This window comes from Paenibacillus pini JCM 16418, assembly GCF_000576305.1.
GTDB classification, from domain to species: domain Bacteria; phylum Bacillota; class Bacilli; order Paenibacillales; family Paenibacillaceae; genus Paenibacillus_AQ; species Paenibacillus_AQ pini.
The window spans coordinates 55,550-70,989 of sequence record NZ_BAVZ01000016.1 but is presented as its reverse complement, the minus strand read 5'-3'; the positions used below and the strand labels follow the sequence as shown (position 1 = coordinate 70,989).

18 protein-coding genes and 3 pseudogenes are annotated in these 15,440 nt (G+C 40.3%); 12 read left to right on the top strand and 9 right to left on the bottom strand.

All coding sequences use genetic code 11. The annotated features are described in order from the left end of the window. Positions 1-22: 22 nt before the first annotated feature. The 3 genes from JCM16418_RS18460 to JCM16418_RS18450 form a co-directional block, all read right to left on the bottom strand. Positions 23-760, bottom strand: a complete 738-nt coding sequence (locus JCM16418_RS18460) for a hypothetical protein (protein WP_148298853.1) — start codon at positions 758-760, stop codon at positions 23-25. A 68-nt stretch (positions 761-828) separates the two neighbouring features. Continuing rightward, the gene (locus JCM16418_RS18455) at positions 829-1,017 is read right to left on the bottom strand and encodes a recombinase family protein (protein WP_036651936.1); all 189 of its coding nucleotides are present in this window, start codon (positions 1,015-1,017) and stop codon (positions 829-831) included. A 416-nt stretch (positions 1,018-1,433) separates the two neighbouring features. Beyond that, on the bottom strand, positions 1,434-2,267 hold the full coding sequence (locus tag JCM16418_RS18450) for a copper amine oxidase N-terminal domain-containing protein (protein WP_036651933.1): 834 nt from the start codon (positions 2,265-2,267) through the stop codon (positions 1,434-1,436). A 232-nt stretch (positions 2,268-2,499) separates the two neighbouring features. Here JCM16418_RS18450 and JCM16418_RS18445 point away from each other — a divergent pair, with 232 nt between their 5' ends. The 3 genes from JCM16418_RS18445 (at position 2,500) to JCM16418_RS18435 (ending at position 4,875) form a co-directional block, all read left to right on the top strand. Then, positions 2,500-3,447: a serine hydrolase domain-containing protein gene (locus tag JCM16418_RS18445; RefSeq protein WP_052020522.1), complete on the top strand. Its 948-nt coding sequence runs from the start codon at positions 2,500-2,502 to the stop codon at positions 3,445-3,447. Between the two features lie 183 nt (positions 3,448-3,630). Further along, complete coding sequence (locus JCM16418_RS23950) at positions 3,631-4,143, top strand: RsfA family transcriptional regulator (protein WP_052020521.1); 513 nt, start codon at positions 3,631-3,633, stop codon at positions 4,141-4,143. 297 nt (positions 4,144-4,440) lie between these two features. Further along, entirely contained in the window at positions 4,441-4,875 is a 435-nt protein-coding gene (locus JCM16418_RS18435) for a YbjN domain-containing protein (RefSeq protein ID WP_036651931.1), read from the top strand. A 109-nt stretch (positions 4,876-4,984) separates the two neighbouring features. Here the strand turns inward: JCM16418_RS18435 and JCM16418_RS18430 are convergent, their stop codons facing one another. After that, a complete protein-coding gene (locus tag JCM16418_RS18430) occupies positions 4,985-5,575 on the bottom strand; it encodes a hydrolase (RefSeq protein WP_036651929.1) in 591 nt (196 codons plus the stop codon). Between the two features lie 198 nt (positions 5,576-5,773). On the opposite strand from JCM16418_RS18430, the gene JCM16418_RS18425 reads away from it, so the two are divergent. From JCM16418_RS18425 to JCM16418_RS18385, 9 genes and pseudogenes are all read left to right on the top strand, one after another. Next, on the top strand, positions 5,774-6,175 hold the full coding sequence (locus JCM16418_RS18425; RefSeq protein ID WP_036651927.1) for a VOC family protein: 402 nt from the start codon (positions 5,774-5,776) through the stop codon (positions 6,173-6,175). Between the two features lie 249 nt (positions 6,176-6,424). Beyond that, on the top strand, positions 6,425-6,727 hold the full coding sequence (locus tag JCM16418_RS18420; RefSeq protein WP_036651925.1) for an urease subunit gamma: 303 nt from the start codon (positions 6,425-6,427) through the stop codon (positions 6,725-6,727). Positions 6,728-6,744: 17 nt separating this feature from the next. Continuing rightward, the gene (locus JCM16418_RS18415) at positions 6,745-7,068 is read left to right on the top strand and encodes an urease subunit beta (RefSeq protein ID WP_036651923.1); all 324 of its coding nucleotides are present in this window, start codon (positions 6,745-6,747) and stop codon (positions 7,066-7,068) included. After that, positions 7,065-8,777 (top strand): urease subunit alpha, encoded by a 1,713-nt coding sequence (ureC, locus tag JCM16418_RS18410; protein WP_036651921.1) that lies wholly within the window; start codon positions 7,065-7,067, stop codon positions 8,775-8,777. Before JCM16418_RS18415 ends, ureC begins: the two co-directional genes overlap by 4 nt. Before the next feature lie 11 nt (positions 8,778-8,788). Beyond that, positions 8,789-9,244, top strand: coding sequence for an urease accessory protein UreE (gene ureE, locus JCM16418_RS18405; protein ID WP_036651919.1), 456 nt, complete (start codon positions 8,789-8,791; stop codon positions 9,242-9,244). Beyond that, positions 9,237-9,923, top strand: a complete 687-nt coding sequence (locus tag JCM16418_RS18400; protein WP_036651917.1) for an urease accessory protein UreF — start codon at positions 9,237-9,239, stop codon at positions 9,921-9,923. The genes ureE and JCM16418_RS18400 overlap by 8 nt, the downstream gene beginning before the upstream one ends. A 32-nt stretch (positions 9,924-9,955) precedes the next feature. Further along, positions 9,956-10,567 carry an urease accessory protein UreG gene (gene ureG, locus JCM16418_RS18395; RefSeq protein WP_036651916.1) on the top strand — a complete coding sequence of 204 codons (612 nt, stop codon included), beginning with the start codon at positions 9,956-9,958 and terminating at the stop codon, positions 10,565-10,567. Between the two features lies 1 nt (position 10,568). Next, positions 10,569-11,391, top strand: a pseudogene (locus JCM16418_RS26960) (urease accessory protein UreD). Between the two features lie 113 nt (positions 11,392-11,504). Further along, positions 11,505-11,987 (top strand): hypothetical protein, encoded by a 483-nt coding sequence (locus JCM16418_RS18385; RefSeq protein WP_036651914.1) that lies wholly within the window; start codon positions 11,505-11,507, stop codon positions 11,985-11,987. Between the two features lie 88 nt (positions 11,988-12,075). Here JCM16418_RS18385 and JCM16418_RS26745 read toward each other — a convergent pair whose 3' ends face one another. The 5 genes and pseudogenes from JCM16418_RS26745 to JCM16418_RS18365 form a co-directional block, all read right to left on the bottom strand. Next, positions 12,076-12,402: an ATP-binding cassette domain-containing protein gene (locus tag JCM16418_RS26745; protein ID WP_306304806.1), complete on the bottom strand. Its 327-nt coding sequence runs from the start codon at positions 12,400-12,402 to the stop codon at positions 12,076-12,078. Then, the gene (locus tag JCM16418_RS26740; protein WP_306304805.1) at positions 12,354-12,674 is read right to left on the bottom strand and encodes an ATP-binding cassette domain-containing protein; all 321 of its coding nucleotides are present in this window, start codon (positions 12,672-12,674) and stop codon (positions 12,354-12,356) included. Before JCM16418_RS26740 ends, JCM16418_RS26745 begins: the two co-directional genes overlap by 49 nt. Further along, positions 12,664-13,587 (bottom strand): ABC transporter ATP-binding protein, encoded by a 924-nt coding sequence (locus tag JCM16418_RS18375; RefSeq protein WP_036651913.1) that lies wholly within the window; start codon positions 13,585-13,587, stop codon positions 12,664-12,666. The genes JCM16418_RS26740 and JCM16418_RS18375 overlap by 11 nt, the downstream gene beginning before the upstream one ends. A gap of 53 nt (positions 13,588-13,640) precedes the next feature. After that, positions 13,641-14,413 (bottom strand): annotated as a pseudogene (locus tag JCM16418_RS18370) (ABC transporter permease). A 47-nt stretch (positions 14,414-14,460) separates the two neighbouring features. Beyond that, positions 14,461-15,404, bottom strand: a pseudogene (locus JCM16418_RS18365) (ABC transporter permease). Positions 15,405-15,440 lie beyond the last annotated feature (36 nt).

Genomic DNA, 15,440 nt, shown 5'->3' with positions numbered 1-15,440 from the left:
ACCACTTTTTACTATTTTAATGCTAATAGGAAGCAACCCGATTCCCTTCCCGATTATACACAATCCGCTCCACTAACTTCTTCAACGCCCGATTCTTCTCTTCACTTGTCACCGCAACACTCCATAACTCTCTAAACTCACCTATCCGCTCATATATCTGCTCCACAGTAGGGTAATTCCTTTCATCTACTGCAACCTTCCGTAAATCCTTCAACTCTTCCTCCAGCTTCTGTATCTGCCTTGGCCGAACAGCCTTTCGCTCTAAAAACACTTGTTTCGTTATTATGTCTTCTTCATAAGTTTCATGCAGCTTGTCCAACGCCCGCTTCTGCTTCTTCAACTCCTGCTCTTTGACCTCGATAATGACCTGTGTATCATTGTACCTACCGCCATGCATTTCAATCTCCCGCAAAATGTTTGGATCAACATGTATAATCCGATCATACAGAGCATTGAAAAAATCAGCATCCATTACCTTGCCACGCTGTTCACATTTGCTGCCATCTTTATACTGGTGATAGCAAAATGCACTCCAATGCTGTCCCTGCTTCTTGTTCTCTCCCACCCGGAACCTCATATGCAAGCCGTATTTTTTACAATAACGCAAGCCTGACAAAGGAAAAATGTTGCGTCTTGAATTGGGGTTCAGTATGCGATTCTTAAGCAGCCACTCCATAATGACTTCATGTTCTTCCCGCGTTTTCAGCTTTTCATGCGTTCCCATGACTTTTATCCGCTCTTCTTCAGGTACAAGTTCCACCTGACCACGCTTGGAACGAGTTTTCCCATAAGTGAAGTAACCATATGAATTTCACTTGCCAGCAATTGTTAAACCGTAATATTTGACCAGCCCTTGTTCTTTCCATCCGGCTTAATGTTGTATGGCGTGGGTATCTTGTTATTCGTCAACCAAATGACAATATGACTAAGGTTTGTTCCATTAAGATATTTCTCTACAATCGCTCGATAGATAGGACGCTTCGTTTCATCCACCAATACCGAATTCTCTATTTCCATATCGTATATCTTGTTAGGTGTGATTATGGATATTTTTAAATTTAAGAATGTATCTTTAAGGAATGCTCTCTGGTTCAACAGTAAGTAGTTGATATAGTTGGAGATTTTGAATATATAGATTATATTAATGAAGCAACCTCATGTTAAATAATACCAAACACTGAAAATTAGGCGGGCGATATTATCAGTAATATAGCAGACAAAATAGTACACGTCTTCGTATTCTCATCCATTTTCATGATATTTTTTAAACTGTATAAAATATTTGCTAATCGAGTCGTTGTAGAATCTTCAGCCATTATCAATTTAATACATATCGGTGTATTATTCGTAGTAGCGATTATTTCCTTGATTATTACTGTGAAATTAATAGAACTAAGCAAAAGACACTAGCCTAAGCTAGTGTCTTCTTAACCTTAATTCTTTAACATAGGATAGCTGACGATATATTCGACATCTCCTATACGACTATCTTTCACAGTATATTGATGTGAGAATAAATCACCTTTTCCAATAACATAGTCTTTAGTACTAAGAGGCGTTACTTTACTTACTTCATTTTTCATAACCAACCACACACCTAGATCAACATCAGAATAATTCACCTTTTGTCCCACAACATTCTGTGAATCGATCTTCATTTGGAGTATATTTTTGCTCTTTTCCAGTGTAATTGATCTTGGAAAAACACCATGGTTTTTATCAGATGAAGATTGCTCCTTCATCTTCTTTTCATTAATTAATTTTAGTGGTCCTTGGTCCACAAACCGACTATCTTTTAAAACAATGATTCTACCTCCTCCATTCATAGATAATTGTTCCGATTGAATATGAAATGTGTCTACAATTGATTTTAATGGTAAATAGAAGCTGCTATTCTTCATAACAGAACTGGTATCCATTTGTTGAGCTTCTCCATTGATATATATTGTGTTAGAGTTCAATGTTAGTTTCAAAGATTGCTCCTCATATTTAACTACAGCTGTTTTGCTCTTAGCATCATATGAAGCGTTTGCTCCAAACAGCTTAGTGAATGAACGAAGAGGCACCATCGTACGATTTTGTTTATCAATGTACAAGCCATTAGGTGTCGTATACAGCAGATAAAATTCATTAATATAAAGCAAAATTGATTGTTTATACTTCGAATCTTCTTTGTAAGTAAGACTTGCTGCATTCACAGCGGGGTTGTTGACGGCAATTAAAGATATGATGACTACAATGGACAGTACAATATGTTTTATCTTCATTTAGAATCTCCTTTAATTTTACTTTTATATTTTTATGCACAAACACCTTATGATCTCACATTCACCTCATTCGTTAATACATTCTAGATAAGATGTGCACAAGGTAAATTTAACCATATTTTGTTGATGTGTCCCATTGGGTCGTAAAGAACCGTTTTCTAATGCTCCAACTTGTAACTCCCTCTCCCAGTAATGTATCCTTATTAGAATCATTACTTAAAGGAAGGTTCATATGAATTTAACATCATTGGCATCAGCGATTACCCCACTCGACTTGAGAAGCTGTTTAATCAGTCATCGAAATCAACTCATATTTGAGCACTATAGAGATCAACATATTTCCAATGAAATAGCCAAGATCAACTCTTGCACGAAAAGCATCCTTTCAGCATTAATCTGTATCGCGATGGATCAAGGATTACTTCCGCAGCCCCAGACACGGATAACCTCATTTTTTCCGCAACTTGCTAACGACCCCGATCCCCGCAAGCAAGAAATCACGCTTCAGCATCTGTTAACGATGACCGCAGGGTTTAACTGGACGGAGTTTGGGGGACAGAAATCTTTTCCCCGTATGACTAGATCATCTAATTGGGTGGATTTTGTTCTAGAACAGCAATTATCAGATTCACCAGGCACTAGAATGGAATACAATTCCGGAGTTTCACAATTATTGTCCGCTATCTTGGTACAGGTGATTGGCATGTCAACGGCGCGTTATGCTGAATTGTATTTGTTTAAACCGCTTGGCATTGAATCCTATCAATGGGAATCAGATCCTCAAGGTATTCATACAGGGGGATACGGACTGCGGTTACTCCCCTCTGATATGTTGAAGTTTGGGCAGCTGTACTTAGACCATGGAAAATGGAACAACGGACAGCTTATATCCAAGGAATTAATCACCCGTTCTGTTCAACCTTCTATTGCTGTAGACGCTCCTCGCCGTGGCTTGTATGCTTGGCATTGGTGGGCAGATTCATTTCTCGATACTGTGAATGACTCTGGCTCAGGTGGAACTTCGTTCGAATACTTCTATGCTCGTGGATATGGTGGACAATTTATTCATGTCATTCCTAGTCTTGATACTGTGGTTGTCCTAACCAACGATAAACGTAAAAAAGAACAGCATCCAGGTGATGTGTTCCATGAATATATAGCACCATTGCTAGTGAAATGAAGTCTTTAGATCATAAATGATTAGAAAACTCCAAGGGGACTTGGAGTTTTTCTTTTGTTTAGAATTGTTCAATTATACATGTTAGACAATTTCATATACTACGAATTTTCCCTCTATATGATGCATAAGGTATTAACTTTATGGATAAACATATGAATAGAACATATTATTGGAGGTATTTATATGGTTAGACAAGATAGTTGGACACCTGAAGATGACTTGTGCTTATCTACTACAGTATTAGGTTTTATTAAGAATGGTGGCACACAATTAACTGCCTTTGAGATTGTAGGCGAAAAAACAAATCGAACGCCTGCCGCATGCGGTTTTCGCTGGAATTCTTATTTAAGAAAAATGTATGAGTCTGAAATAAAAGAGGCAAAATTAAACCGTACACTTCTTAAATCTCAGAAAAAGGTTCATTCAAAATCAACTGAGAGCTTTTCTATCCCATCTGTATCTTCAGAGAGTACCATTTCTCTTGACGTCATCATTAACTCTTTATTGCAATTTAAAGAGCAGTTTGAAGATATGCGAAAAACCATTATGGATCTACATAATAAAAATGATGAGCTAGAACAAAAAAGTAGTAAGGAGCATAACGATACGACAACGGATGATATGCGCAGCTTACTTGAAATTATGAAACGAGCAGAGAAATTAGGCCTTACAAACAGAGAAAAACCTGCCATTTAGGCAGGTTTTTTCATTGTTTCTATGGCTTGTGTATGTGTATTATTCTGACATTCATATAATATATGGTTGACTTGTTCCAAGACATCCTCTAATTTTTTTCCGCATTTGCTACAATTCAAAGTGATGACCCCTTTAGATATGTAAAATTCGCATTTGGTTAACTACTTATGTATACCCTTTTCATTTAAGCGATGAAACATATATGCATAGCATGCTTATATTCTAATCTCTATTTACCATTCTTTACCTACAGGATATAATTTACATATACCTATAGTCTAGAAGGAGAGATTACAAGTGAAAGCAACAATACAAGACAATATTGCTATGTTTAAGAGTCATATGAATGAAATTAATTTTAAAATGGAAGAAAATATTACTGAAAAAAACACCTTTTTTGCTAGTAATGAAAAAACGGCACATGGTGGAAATATTAGATTAATTGCCTCATTTCCATTTGATCATAATTCAGTGGATATATACTGCTTTAACTTAGCTGAGATTTCCAATCCTTCTAAAAGAGAAGCAGCTCTTAACCATATTAATGACTTAAATATTAACTACCGATATGCAAAATTTACATTAAGTGAAGAAGGTTCCGTTGCTATCTCTCTATGTATTGATTTTACAGATATTCAATTTGCACCTGAACTTGTTATGAGACAAATTATGATGATTTATCATGCTGCAAATGATGAGTACGAACAGTTGATGAAGATTGCATGGTCATAGAATGTTAATAGATATACATAAAAAAGAGACAATTGCTGTCTCTTTTTTTGCTTATATAAAATATGATTCAAGCTCATGGATATTCCAACCTAATTGTGATTAACTTACTTTAGAGCGACAATCTCACTTCTTCACTCGTCCGAACTTTCCCCATTCTAGGGAACATATATTTACACACATAATTATGCTCTTCTTTCGATGAAGCTGTCATCGCATCTTCCACAAATACCTGATTATACCCGAGCTGATATGCCTCTCTTGCCGTCGTATCGACTCCAATCGACGTAGAAACACCGCATAACACAATGGTATCAATGCCGCGTCGACGCAGCTGTAAATCCAGATCGGTCCCAAAGAAAGCTCCCCATTGCCGCTTTGTAATCTTATAGGCGTGTGGTGTATCTGCTATTTCAGGGACATAATCATCCCAACCTTCGGGTAATTTCGTCGCACCTATATTCGTATCCGTATTCGGCTTCAACGTATCTTTTCCGTCTATCCAAGTTACTCTCACGAGCACGACAAAGGCCCCCTTCTCCGTAAATGTTTTTACCAAATTGCTGGCTTTCTCAATTACCTGCGCCCCTGTATAAGGTCCTTGCTTAGGGGCATTGATAATACCATGCTGCAGATCTATGACCACCAGCGCTGTTTTGTCTGCATGTAAATTTAATGTTTCTATAGAATCATTATCCATCATTATCTTCTCCCGTCCATTTAATTTCTCCGAGGACTACTTGTCCCAGACTAAATGTTCATCCTCATGTGTTCATTCTCTGTATTCATGCTCTTCTACACTTTGAAATATACCCATAAACTTGCATAAGAATCGCTTCTACTATCCGAATTAGAGTATAGTAGGAGTTAAGTTAGAATTACATTCTAGGAGGCTATAACCATGTCACAGGAGATTTGGATTAACCTGCCGGTCAAAGATGTTGAAAGGTCAGCTGCCTTTTTTAATGAAATTGGATTCCATGCGGTGAGCGTGGGAAACGAGAGAGCCAAGCTTGCCATAGGCCAAACAACGATTATGCTGTTCCCGAATGCGGCGTTTGAGAAATTCACAGATTCAAAAGTCGCAGATACCTCACAAAGTGCAGAAATAATATTTTCCATTGGCGCTGGAAGCAGAGAAGAAGTAGATGCCTTTATTAAAAAAGTAGAAATGGCCGGAGGAAACATCTTTGGTAAGCCGAGTGAAATTGACGGCTGGATGTACGGCGCAGGATTTGCCGACTTGGACGGTCACCGCTGGAGTCTGCTATACATGGATGAGAGTAAAATGCCGAAAAGCTAAAATGATGACGCCAAGCACCTGCTTAAGGTATCGTTACAATATCCATGTTTATTCATTTTCTTTATTTCGAGATTTATTTATGTTACAATCATCTAGTTGGGGTTTTATACCTATACTTCAGGAGAATGTTTACATAATGGGCTTAGTCGAAATTATATAAATGATCTTTATATTTTTCAAATCAAGGACCCTCCTTTCTCTCTGAATGGAGGGTCTTTGTCGTTTGTATTTTTATAGGGGGATTTAACTATGCATTTATTGCCGAGAGAAATCGACAAGCTTATGATCGTAGTCGCAGCCGATCTAGCTAGGCGCCGGAAAGACAGGGGCTTGAAATTAAATCACCCTGAAGCTGTCGCCCTTATCACTTATGAAATCATTGAGGGTGCGCGCGACGGTAAAAGAGTTGCCGAATTAATGGAGTATGGAGCTTCCATTCTGACTCGGGACGATGTCATGGAAGGAATACCCGAAATGATTGATGACATCCAAGTGGAAGCAACGTTTCCAGATGGAACAAAATTAGTGACCGTTCATAGCCCGATACGCTAACTAGAAAGGAGCCTAATATGATACCGGGAGAATACATTTTACAAGACGAAGACATTATCTGTAATGAAGGATGCGAAATTTTTACGATTTCCGTTACAAACCTAGGGGATCGCCCTATTCAAGTGGGATCACATTTTCACTTTTATGAAGTAAATGAAGCGCTTCATTTCGATCGAAAGCAAGCATACGGCAAACGACTCAATGTCCCTGCTGGAGCGGCCGTTCGTTTTGAACCCGGAGACGGGAAGGAAATACAGCTTATTAATTTTTCAGGTGAACGCCGTGTATACGGTTTCAATAATAAAGTCGATGGAAAATTAGAAAGCGAGGGTTCCGTATGAGTTTTGGAATGTCCCGAAGGCAGTATGCTGAAATGTATGGTCCAACGACAGGTGATTCGGTTCGCCTTGCGGATACAGATTTGTTTATTCAAATTGAGAAGGATCACACTTCTTATGGTGAAGAAGTTGTCTTTGGCGGAGGCAAAGTGATTCGAGACGGCATGGGACAGCACCCTCTTGCGACCCGTAAAGAAGGTGTAGCAGATACCGTCATTACCAATGTCATTATTTTAGATTATACAGGCATTATCAAAGCAGATCTCGCCATTCGAGATGGGAAAATTTTTGGCATAGGTAAAAGTGGAAACCCTCTCATTACAGATCATATCGATATTATTATCGGTACCTCCACAGAAATCATCGCAGGTGAAGGCTTAATTGTAACCGCTGGAGCCATTGATACCCATGTACATTTTATTAACCCTAAACAAGTAGAAATTGCACTCTCCGCGGGTACAACGACATTAATCGGCGGTGGTACAGGGCCTGCTGCAGGATCTAAAGCTACGACGGTTACTCCAGGCGAATGGAGCATACACCGGATGCTTGAAGCGGCTGAAGGCTTGCCGATTAATATTGGATTTACAGGTAAAGGACATGCTGCATCCATCGAACCATTAGCGGAACAAGTTAGGGCAGGAGTTATTGGTCTCAAAGTCCATGAAGACTGGGGAGCTACCGGTTCGTCTCTAGATTACGCTCTACAAGTTGCAGATGAGTACGACATTCAAGTAGCCCTTCATGCAGATACATTGAATGAAAGTGGCTTTATGGAAAATACGATGGCTGCTGTAAAAGATCGAGTCCTTCACATGTACCATACGGAAGGCGCAGGTGGTGGACATGCACCTGATTTAATCAAATCAGCGGGTTACCTTAATATTCTACCTTCTTCAACGAACCCTACTCTACCCTATACGATTAATACGATCGACGAACATCTTGATATGGTCATGGTTTGTCATCATTTAAATCCTTCGGTACCTGAAGATATCGCTTTTGCCGATTCAAGAATTAGAAAAGAAACGATTGCAGCTGAAGATATCCTGCACGATATGGGCGTATTTAGCATGGTAAGCTCGGATTCACAGGCCATGGGCCGTGTCGGAGAAGTCGTTTTGCGTACATGGCAAGTAGCTGACAAGATGAAGAAACAACGCGGACTCCTTCAAGGTGATGCTCAATATGCAGATAATAACCGAGCAAAGCGCTATATTGCCAAATATACGATAAATCCTGCTATCACACATGGCATTTCAGAGCATGTAGGTTCTATCGAAGTAGGTAAGATGGCCGATTTAGTGATCTGGAATCCCAAATTTTTTGGTGTTAAACCAGAAATGGTGCTTAAAAACGGTCTTGCGGTTATGGGGCTAATGGGTGATGGCAATGCTTCGATTCCAACACCTCAGCCATATATTTACCGTCCTATGTATGCTCAATTCGGCAAAGCACTAGCAAGAAGTTCAGCAACCTTCGTTTCACAAGCAGCTTATGATGACGGGGTGCACGATAAACTTGGACTCGAAAAAATAATCCTGCCTGTTGGCGGTATTCGTACCCTTACGAAGAAAAACATGAAGTTAAATTCAGAAACACCTGATATTACCGTAGATCCACAAACATATGAAGTAAAAGTAAATGGAGAATTGCTGACATGTGATCCGGTCGATATCGTACCCATGGGTCAGCGATATTTCCTATTCTGAGGTGAAAGAAAATGATTATTGAGAAAATTGTAACCAACCTAGAAAAAATGGATAAAAGTGAAATTGAAAAACGCCATATGGAAAAAGTGTACTTAGAAAGCGCTCATTTAATGAAACGCATCCAGCGAGTAACAACCGATCACGGCAACGAAATAGGTATACGTTTAAGTGAACATCGGGATCTGGTAGCTGGGGATGTAATATATATGGATGATCACAATATGATCGTCATTGATGTCATGTCCGATGACCTTATCGTCATTCAACCAAGAAGTATTCAAGAAATGGGAAACATCGCTCACCAGCTTGGTAATCGCCACCTTCCAGCTCAATTTGAAGACAATGATATGCTTGTTCAATATGACTATTTAGTTGAAGAATTACTTCAACAACTTGGAATCCCTTTCAAAAGAGAGGATCGAAAAGTGAAACAGGCATTCCGTCATATTGGCCATAGTCATGATTAACAATCTCCTCTCTTTATTTCAGCTATGTGATTCTAACTTTCCAATAGGATCCTTCAGCCATTCTTTTGGCTTGGAGAGTTATATACAGGAAGACAAGATCCATGACCAGAATACTTTTTTTGGTTGGCTGAAAGTGTATTTACATGAGCAGCTCGTCTATTCAGATGGGCTTGCCTCACGTCTCGTGTATGAAGCTCTCATAGACGATAACATACAGGAGATTTGGCGATTGGATCGCCAATTAACGGTCCAGAACTTGCCCAGAGAAACACGAGAAGGAACTCAAATGATTGGGGATCGAATGCTTAAACTGACAGAGTCCCTATATGGTCTGCCCATCCTCTCTAAATATAGAGATGAAGTGAAACATAAGGATGCATTCGGTCACCCTGCTATTGTTTTTACGATGGTAGCTCATGGACTTCATGTAAGTAAACAAGATACCATCCTCTACTATTTGTACTCTGCTATTTCCAGTCAAGTCCAAAATGCAGTTCGCGCCATCCCTCTTGGACAAACGGCAGGTCAAAAGATTACTCATCAGTCTATACCAGAGTTAAACCATGCTGTAGATCGAATCATGAAACTCACGAATGATGATTTCGGAATGGTATCTCCAGGGATTGAACTATCTCAAATGAAACATGAACGTGTGAATATAAGAATATTTATGTCTTAATTTTTAAAAAATTGTATAAAGGACGTGTTTAAATGAATCCCATCAGAATCGGTGTTGGAGGGCCTGTTGGAGCAGGTAAAACGATGCTTGTAGAGAAATTGACTCGCCATCTTGAGAATGAAATAAAAATGGCAGTTGTCACAAACGATATTTATACCAAAGAAGACGCGAAATTTCTAATTCAAAATGGGGTTCTTCCTGAGGATCGAATCATTGGTGTTGAAACAGGAGGTTGTCCTCACACGGCTATTCGTGAAGATGCTTCTATGAACTTTGCGGCCATAGATCAATTGATTGAGCGTCATCCTGATGTTGAACTTATCTTTGTTGAGAGTGGTGGCGACAATCTTGCAGCTACGTTCAGCCCTGAGCTTGTTGACTTCTCCATTTATATTATTGATGTTGCACAAGGAGAGAAAATCCCTCGTAAAGGTGGACAAGGTATGATTAAATCAGACTTGTTCATCATTAATAAAACCGACCTTGCTCCCTATGTGGGTGCCAGCCTCGAAGTAATGGCGGAGGATACAAAAATATTCCGCGGTAATAAGCCTTTCTTCTTCACAAACTTAAAAAATGAGGCGGGCCTTCCTGAAGTCATGGACTGGATTAGACAGCATGCTTTGCTAAAAGGTTTAGAGTAACATGACCGATTGGACTGGATCTTTATCATTAGACCTAGAAGAACGACTAGGAAAAACGGTGGCAAAACGCGTGTACTTTCAAGGTGCATTCAAAGTAATGCGGCCGATTTACGCTGATCATTCGGGACAGGTCTGCTATTACCTTCTTAACCCCGGTGGCGGTTATTTAGACGGTGATCGATACAAAATGGAAATCTCAGCCGATGAAGGATCTAAAGTGACGTTAACCACACAATCAGCAACAAAAGTATATAAAACACCAAAAAGTTATGCTTATCAAGAAACCGAAATCAGCTTGAAAAAAGGAAGTTATTTGGAATACCTCCCGACCCCTGATTGCTTATGAAAATGCTTACTATAAGCAGAAAAATATTGTTTATATGGAGCGTGGAGCAACATTCATTTATACGGATATCCTTACGCCTGGATGGTCTGCAAGCGGTGACAAATTCAGTTACAATACCATTCAGTTGGTGACAGAAATCTATTGGGATGGTAAACTTGGCGTATTCGACCACATCAAGTTAGTACCGAAGCAGCAGAATATATCTGGTCTCGGTTTCATGGAAGGTTATACCCATCTAGGCTCAATGATTGCAGTAAGTGAACAAATGGATGATGCACTCCTCGATGAGTTATATGAAGTGATTCAAACCGAAGAATCGAATTTCACATTTGGGATTTCAAATATAGCCATACCGGGATTTAGTTTACGAATCCTAGCAAACGCTACCCAAACCATCGAGCGAATCTTAAACCAATGTCATGCAATCATCAGCGAAAAGTGGAATAATCGCCCTGCAAGCTCTTTACGGAAATATTAATCCAGCTTCAATCTTCAGTGCGTTATGCAAAGAAAGTCCGCTTTGGCATGTATTATGATGGTTCATAACCGAACAATCGGTTAAGAAGATACTTTCATGAGAGGAGATGCAATATGACTGAAGATAAGAATGTTGAACCTTTACTTGAGGATTTCGAGGTTGAAACCCTGTTTGAGAATCGCGTACATGAACGACTTGCGTTCACTTTTAAAGTTGAAGGTGAGGAGTTCAAGGGACATTTTCATAATGATGAGATTCTTTGGCTCAACCCTCACCCTAAACAAATGATTGGTGTGAGCAAAGTTGATAAAATTGAATCTACCATTCACTCATTAATGAGACATTATGGAATCTCGAAAGAAATTGAGGATATTAAAATAAAGCCAATGTTTGAAGATACTGTACATGAGCGTCAGCAATTCACATTACATGTACAGGGTGAGGAATACAGAGGTTTTCTACACAAAGGAGATATCCAGTGGTTTCATCCTCAACCTCAGCAAAAGCTTGAAGACGATCTTGTACAAGTCATGGAATCTCAGATCCATGAAAAATTAGCGCAGCATGAACTGAATAATAAAGATGATCAAGCGTAGCATTTAGTAACATAGCCATCTCTAAACGCTCAGACACAGAATTAAAGAAAGCCGTTCGAGGATATCATCTCGGATGGCCTTCTTTGTTTTATTCATTAAAGTCAATGATACGATGACAAAGCCTTTGCATCAGCTTCTTTTCATGGGTGACCACGATGATTCCCATCTTTCTCTTCTTGGCAATTTCAGTGACCGCATGCCAGATTTGAGCTTGGGTGATGGCGTCAAGCATGGTTGTCATTTCATCTGCAATCAGAAATCGAGTATTAGGTCCCAATGCCCGGGCTACACAAAATCGCTGCAATTCCCCACCAGATAGCTCATGAGGCCAGCGTGTTAACCATTCTTGTTCAATTCCTAATAATGCTAGCAACTCTTCATCAGGTTGATATCCTTCATGAAGTATTCTATGCATCTTCCACCGTGCATTAATCGCTTTTTCCGGATGTTGAAGAACCATTTGGATAGGATGGTACCTTTCTTGGGGAACGGGGCACCATTATAAGTCACTGTTCCCTCAATAGGGGTCTCGTAACCCGCTAGAATTCGGCAAAAGGTAGTTTTCCCGCGTCCACTTGGGCCAGAAATACCCACAATTTCTCCTGGTTCTACCAATACATTAATGCCACGAAATAACCACGGTCCATCTTCATATCGAAATCCGATATTCTTTGCTTCAAGTTGCATGAATACACCTCACCATTCCATCCCTGAGATTTCGCATTTCAGGTTGGTCCTCCTGACATTCAGGTGTAGCCATTTCACAACGTGGAGCAAACAGACAGCCCAGTGGCAATGCGCCCGGATGTGGCTGCGATCCCATGATTGGAATAAAATTATTCTGAGGTAATGCTCGCCACAAAGCTTTACTATAGGGATGTCTTATAGCTTCACCCTGCCCTATAAAGTCCTCGGCTCTTGCAATTTCTACGATCGTTCCTGCATAAAATACAGCAATTTTGTCTGCAATTTGCAGCGCTGAATCAATATCATGCGTGATCAACATGACAGCACAGCCTTGATTTGCGAACTCTCTAAAATGATCTAACGCTTCCTTCATCACAACGGGATCAAGTCCTGGCGTCGGCTCATCAGCAATCATGACCTTCGCTCCACTTACCATAGCCGTCGATAATAGTGTCCTTCTCGCCATACCTCCAGAAAGTTGAAATGGATACATGTGTTCAACCTCTTGTCTCAGGTGTAGGCGTTTAAAAACAGCTCGTTGTGCCTCCACAGCTTTTCCTTTCCTCACAGAGGTGCGTACTTGACTACCAACACGCATCAGTGGATCTAGAAAGTTTACAGATTGAGGGACGAGTGCAATTTGCTTCCCCCTTACAGCTTGTTGACGAGCTTGTGTAAGCTCCTCACCTTCAAATGTAATTACACCACTTACACTTGCATTGCTTGGGAGTATTCCTAGAATCGCATGAGCAAGTATACTCTTTCCAGAGCCACTTGCACCAACAACAGCAAGAATTTCACCTGCTTCTAGGTTTACATTTAAACTAGATATCACGTTATGCTGAATCTGTTTAAGCCCAGCTGTATATTGTTTAAACGATACGGATAAATTTTTGACCTCAAGAATAGACATTCGTAACTCCTCTTTCAATTAAAGAAAGTGCAACTTCTTAATCGCGATACCCATTAGTCCATTAGCAATCGGAGATTTTCTCCAATCTGATCAAACATTCTCACGATCATTAGCAAACAAAGTCCTGGAAAGAAGGCGAGCCACCACATACCTGACGATAAGTATTTCATCGATTCAGATAGAATGATCCCGATTGCGGGCTCATGTGGGGATAGACCTAATCCTATAAACGTAACTGCCGCCTCATGCAAAATAACATGGGGAAACAGTAGCATAAATCCAATTAAAAATTGCGGCAAAATATGTGGAAGAATATGATGTACAGCAATCCACCAGCGAGATTTCCCCATTTTCTGAGAAACCTGCACAAAGTCAGCAGACCTTATTTGCATCACTTCTGCCCGGATGAGTCTAGCAGCGTAGGCCAATGAGTTAGCGCTAATCCTATGACGATCCCTTTAAAACCTCCCCCTAATGTAAAAGCGATTAGAATCAGGGTTACGAGGTGAGGGACGCTCAGGAACAAATCGATAAACCATGAAATAAGACGATCCGCCGTTCTCCCCATTGTTGCAGCAGCTATTCCTAGGATCAGAGCAATGGACGCACTTCCAATCGCTCCAATTAATCCAACACCTATACTTAAAGTTAATCCCATGAACGTGCGTGTGAACATATCTCTTCCTAACCAGTCCGTACCAAAGAGGTTGTCTATGGATGGTGGAGAGTTTCGATTCGTAAGATTCGTTACAATTTTACCCTCATCTAGAAAGGAACCACCTAATATCACAAGTATAATAACACTAACGGAGAGCAGCACTTTCATTAGTGCCCATTGCTTTGTGTTTAGAGGCAATTTTTGGGGGATGGGTATCATACTTTCCTCCCCTCCCTCGTTCGCGGATCTAAAACACGATAGCTAATATCAGCAAGTACATTCCCTACAAATACAAACATCGTAGTAAAGATTACGATGCCGAGTAAAAGAGGAACATCACCTCTTAATCCTGCGTTAACTGTAGCCTGTCCTAGACCCGGATACGAGAAGACCTGCTCCGCCAATATCGCTCCACCAAACAATTCACTAAACGCTGCAAACTGCAAAGTGATCGCTGGCAATGCAATATTACGTAATCCATGTCTCCAAAATAATACAAATCCTTGTTCGCCTCTAGCTCTAGCGAATACAACAAAGTCACTTGAAAGAACATCAATCATCTTCTGACGTGTATGGAGAGCCACATTGGCAACGCAACAATACTAAGTGTCAGTGTCGGTAGAATAATATGTTGAATTCTATCCAAGAGTGTTACATCTTTCGCAAGAACTCCAGCTGGAACCCCCATTCCAACAGGGAACCACCGTAGCCACACAGCAAATACAATAAGGATAAGGAGCCCCATCCAGAAGGTTGGCACGGAAGCTAAGGTGAAGCAGTACCATTTGATGATGCGATCGATCCATGCCCCTTTTTTCATGGCTGCTACAACACCCATCACAAAGCCAATCACGCCAGATAGTAACCAAGCAGACACCATGAGAACAAGGGAATTCAAGAATCGTTCACGAATAACATCAATGACCGGACGGCGATAAATCATGGAAGTTCCTAAATCACCATTCAATACGGCAGAACCCCAATTCAAGAACTGCACCATCACCGGCTGGTCTACTCCCCAATATTCTGCAATTTTAGCCCGCTGCTCAGGACCTACCTTCAACATATCTGCACCGATGTAAGCTTGAATGGGATCAATCGGAGAATTTTTCACTAACATAAAGGATATGAAACAAATCGCAACTAATAATGAAGCCATCCGCAATCCTTTGCCCAAAATATACCATGCGAGCTT

What these genes read in the sequence shown, in the direction of transcription:
- ureE (WP_036651919.1), top strand. Translation starts at nt 8,789, where the DNA reads ATGATTATTGAGAAAATTGTAACCAACCTAGAAAAAATGGATAAAAGT.
- ureG (WP_036651916.1), top strand. Translation starts at nt 9,956, where the DNA reads ATGAATCCCATCAGAATCGGTGTTGGAGGGCCTGTTGGAGCAGGTAAA.
- JCM16418_RS18450 (WP_036651933.1), bottom strand. Translation starts at nt 2,267, where the DNA reads ATGAAGATAAAACATATTGTACTGTCCATTGTAGTCATCATATCTTTA.
- JCM16418_RS18455 (WP_036651936.1), bottom strand. Translation starts at nt 1,017, where the DNA reads ATGGAAATAGAGAATTCGGTATTGGTGGATGAAACGAAGCGTCCTATC.
- ureC (WP_036651921.1), top strand. Translation starts at nt 7,065, where the DNA reads ATGAGTTTTGGAATGTCCCGAAGGCAGTATGCTGAAATGTATGGTCCA.
- JCM16418_RS18425 (WP_036651927.1), top strand. Translation starts at nt 5,774, where the DNA reads ATGTCACAGGAGATTTGGATTAACCTGCCGGTCAAAGATGTTGAAAGG.
- JCM16418_RS18415 (WP_036651923.1), top strand. Translation starts at nt 6,745, where the DNA reads ATGATACCGGGAGAATACATTTTACAAGACGAAGACATTATCTGTAAT.
- JCM16418_RS18420 (WP_036651925.1), top strand. Translation starts at nt 6,425, where the DNA reads ATGCATTTATTGCCGAGAGAAATCGACAAGCTTATGATCGTAGTCGCA.
- JCM16418_RS18400 (WP_036651917.1), top strand. Translation starts at nt 9,237, where the DNA reads ATGATTAACAATCTCCTCTCTTTATTTCAGCTATGTGATTCTAACTTT.
- JCM16418_RS18445 (WP_052020522.1), top strand. Translation starts at nt 2,500, where the DNA reads ATGAATTTAACATCATTGGCATCAGCGATTACCCCACTCGACTTGAGA.
- JCM16418_RS18375 (WP_036651913.1), bottom strand. Translation starts at nt 13,587, where the DNA reads ATGTCTATTCTTGAGGTCAAAAATTTATCCGTATCGTTTAAACAATAT.
- JCM16418_RS26745 (WP_306304806.1), bottom strand. Translation starts at nt 12,402, where the DNA reads ATGCATAGAATACTTCATGAAGGATATCAACCTGATGAAGAGTTGCTA.
- JCM16418_RS23950 (WP_052020521.1), top strand. Translation starts at nt 3,631, where the DNA reads ATGGTTAGACAAGATAGTTGGACACCTGAAGATGACTTGTGCTTATCT.
- JCM16418_RS26740 (WP_306304805.1), bottom strand. Translation starts at nt 12,674, where the DNA reads ATGCAACTTGAAGCAAAGAATATCGGATTTCGATATGAAGATGGACCG.
- JCM16418_RS18385 (WP_036651914.1), top strand. Translation starts at nt 11,505, where the DNA reads ATGACTGAAGATAAGAATGTTGAACCTTTACTTGAGGATTTCGAGGTT.
- JCM16418_RS18430 (WP_036651929.1), bottom strand. Translation starts at nt 5,575, where the DNA reads ATGATGGATAATGATTCTATAGAAACATTAAATTTACATGCAGACAAA.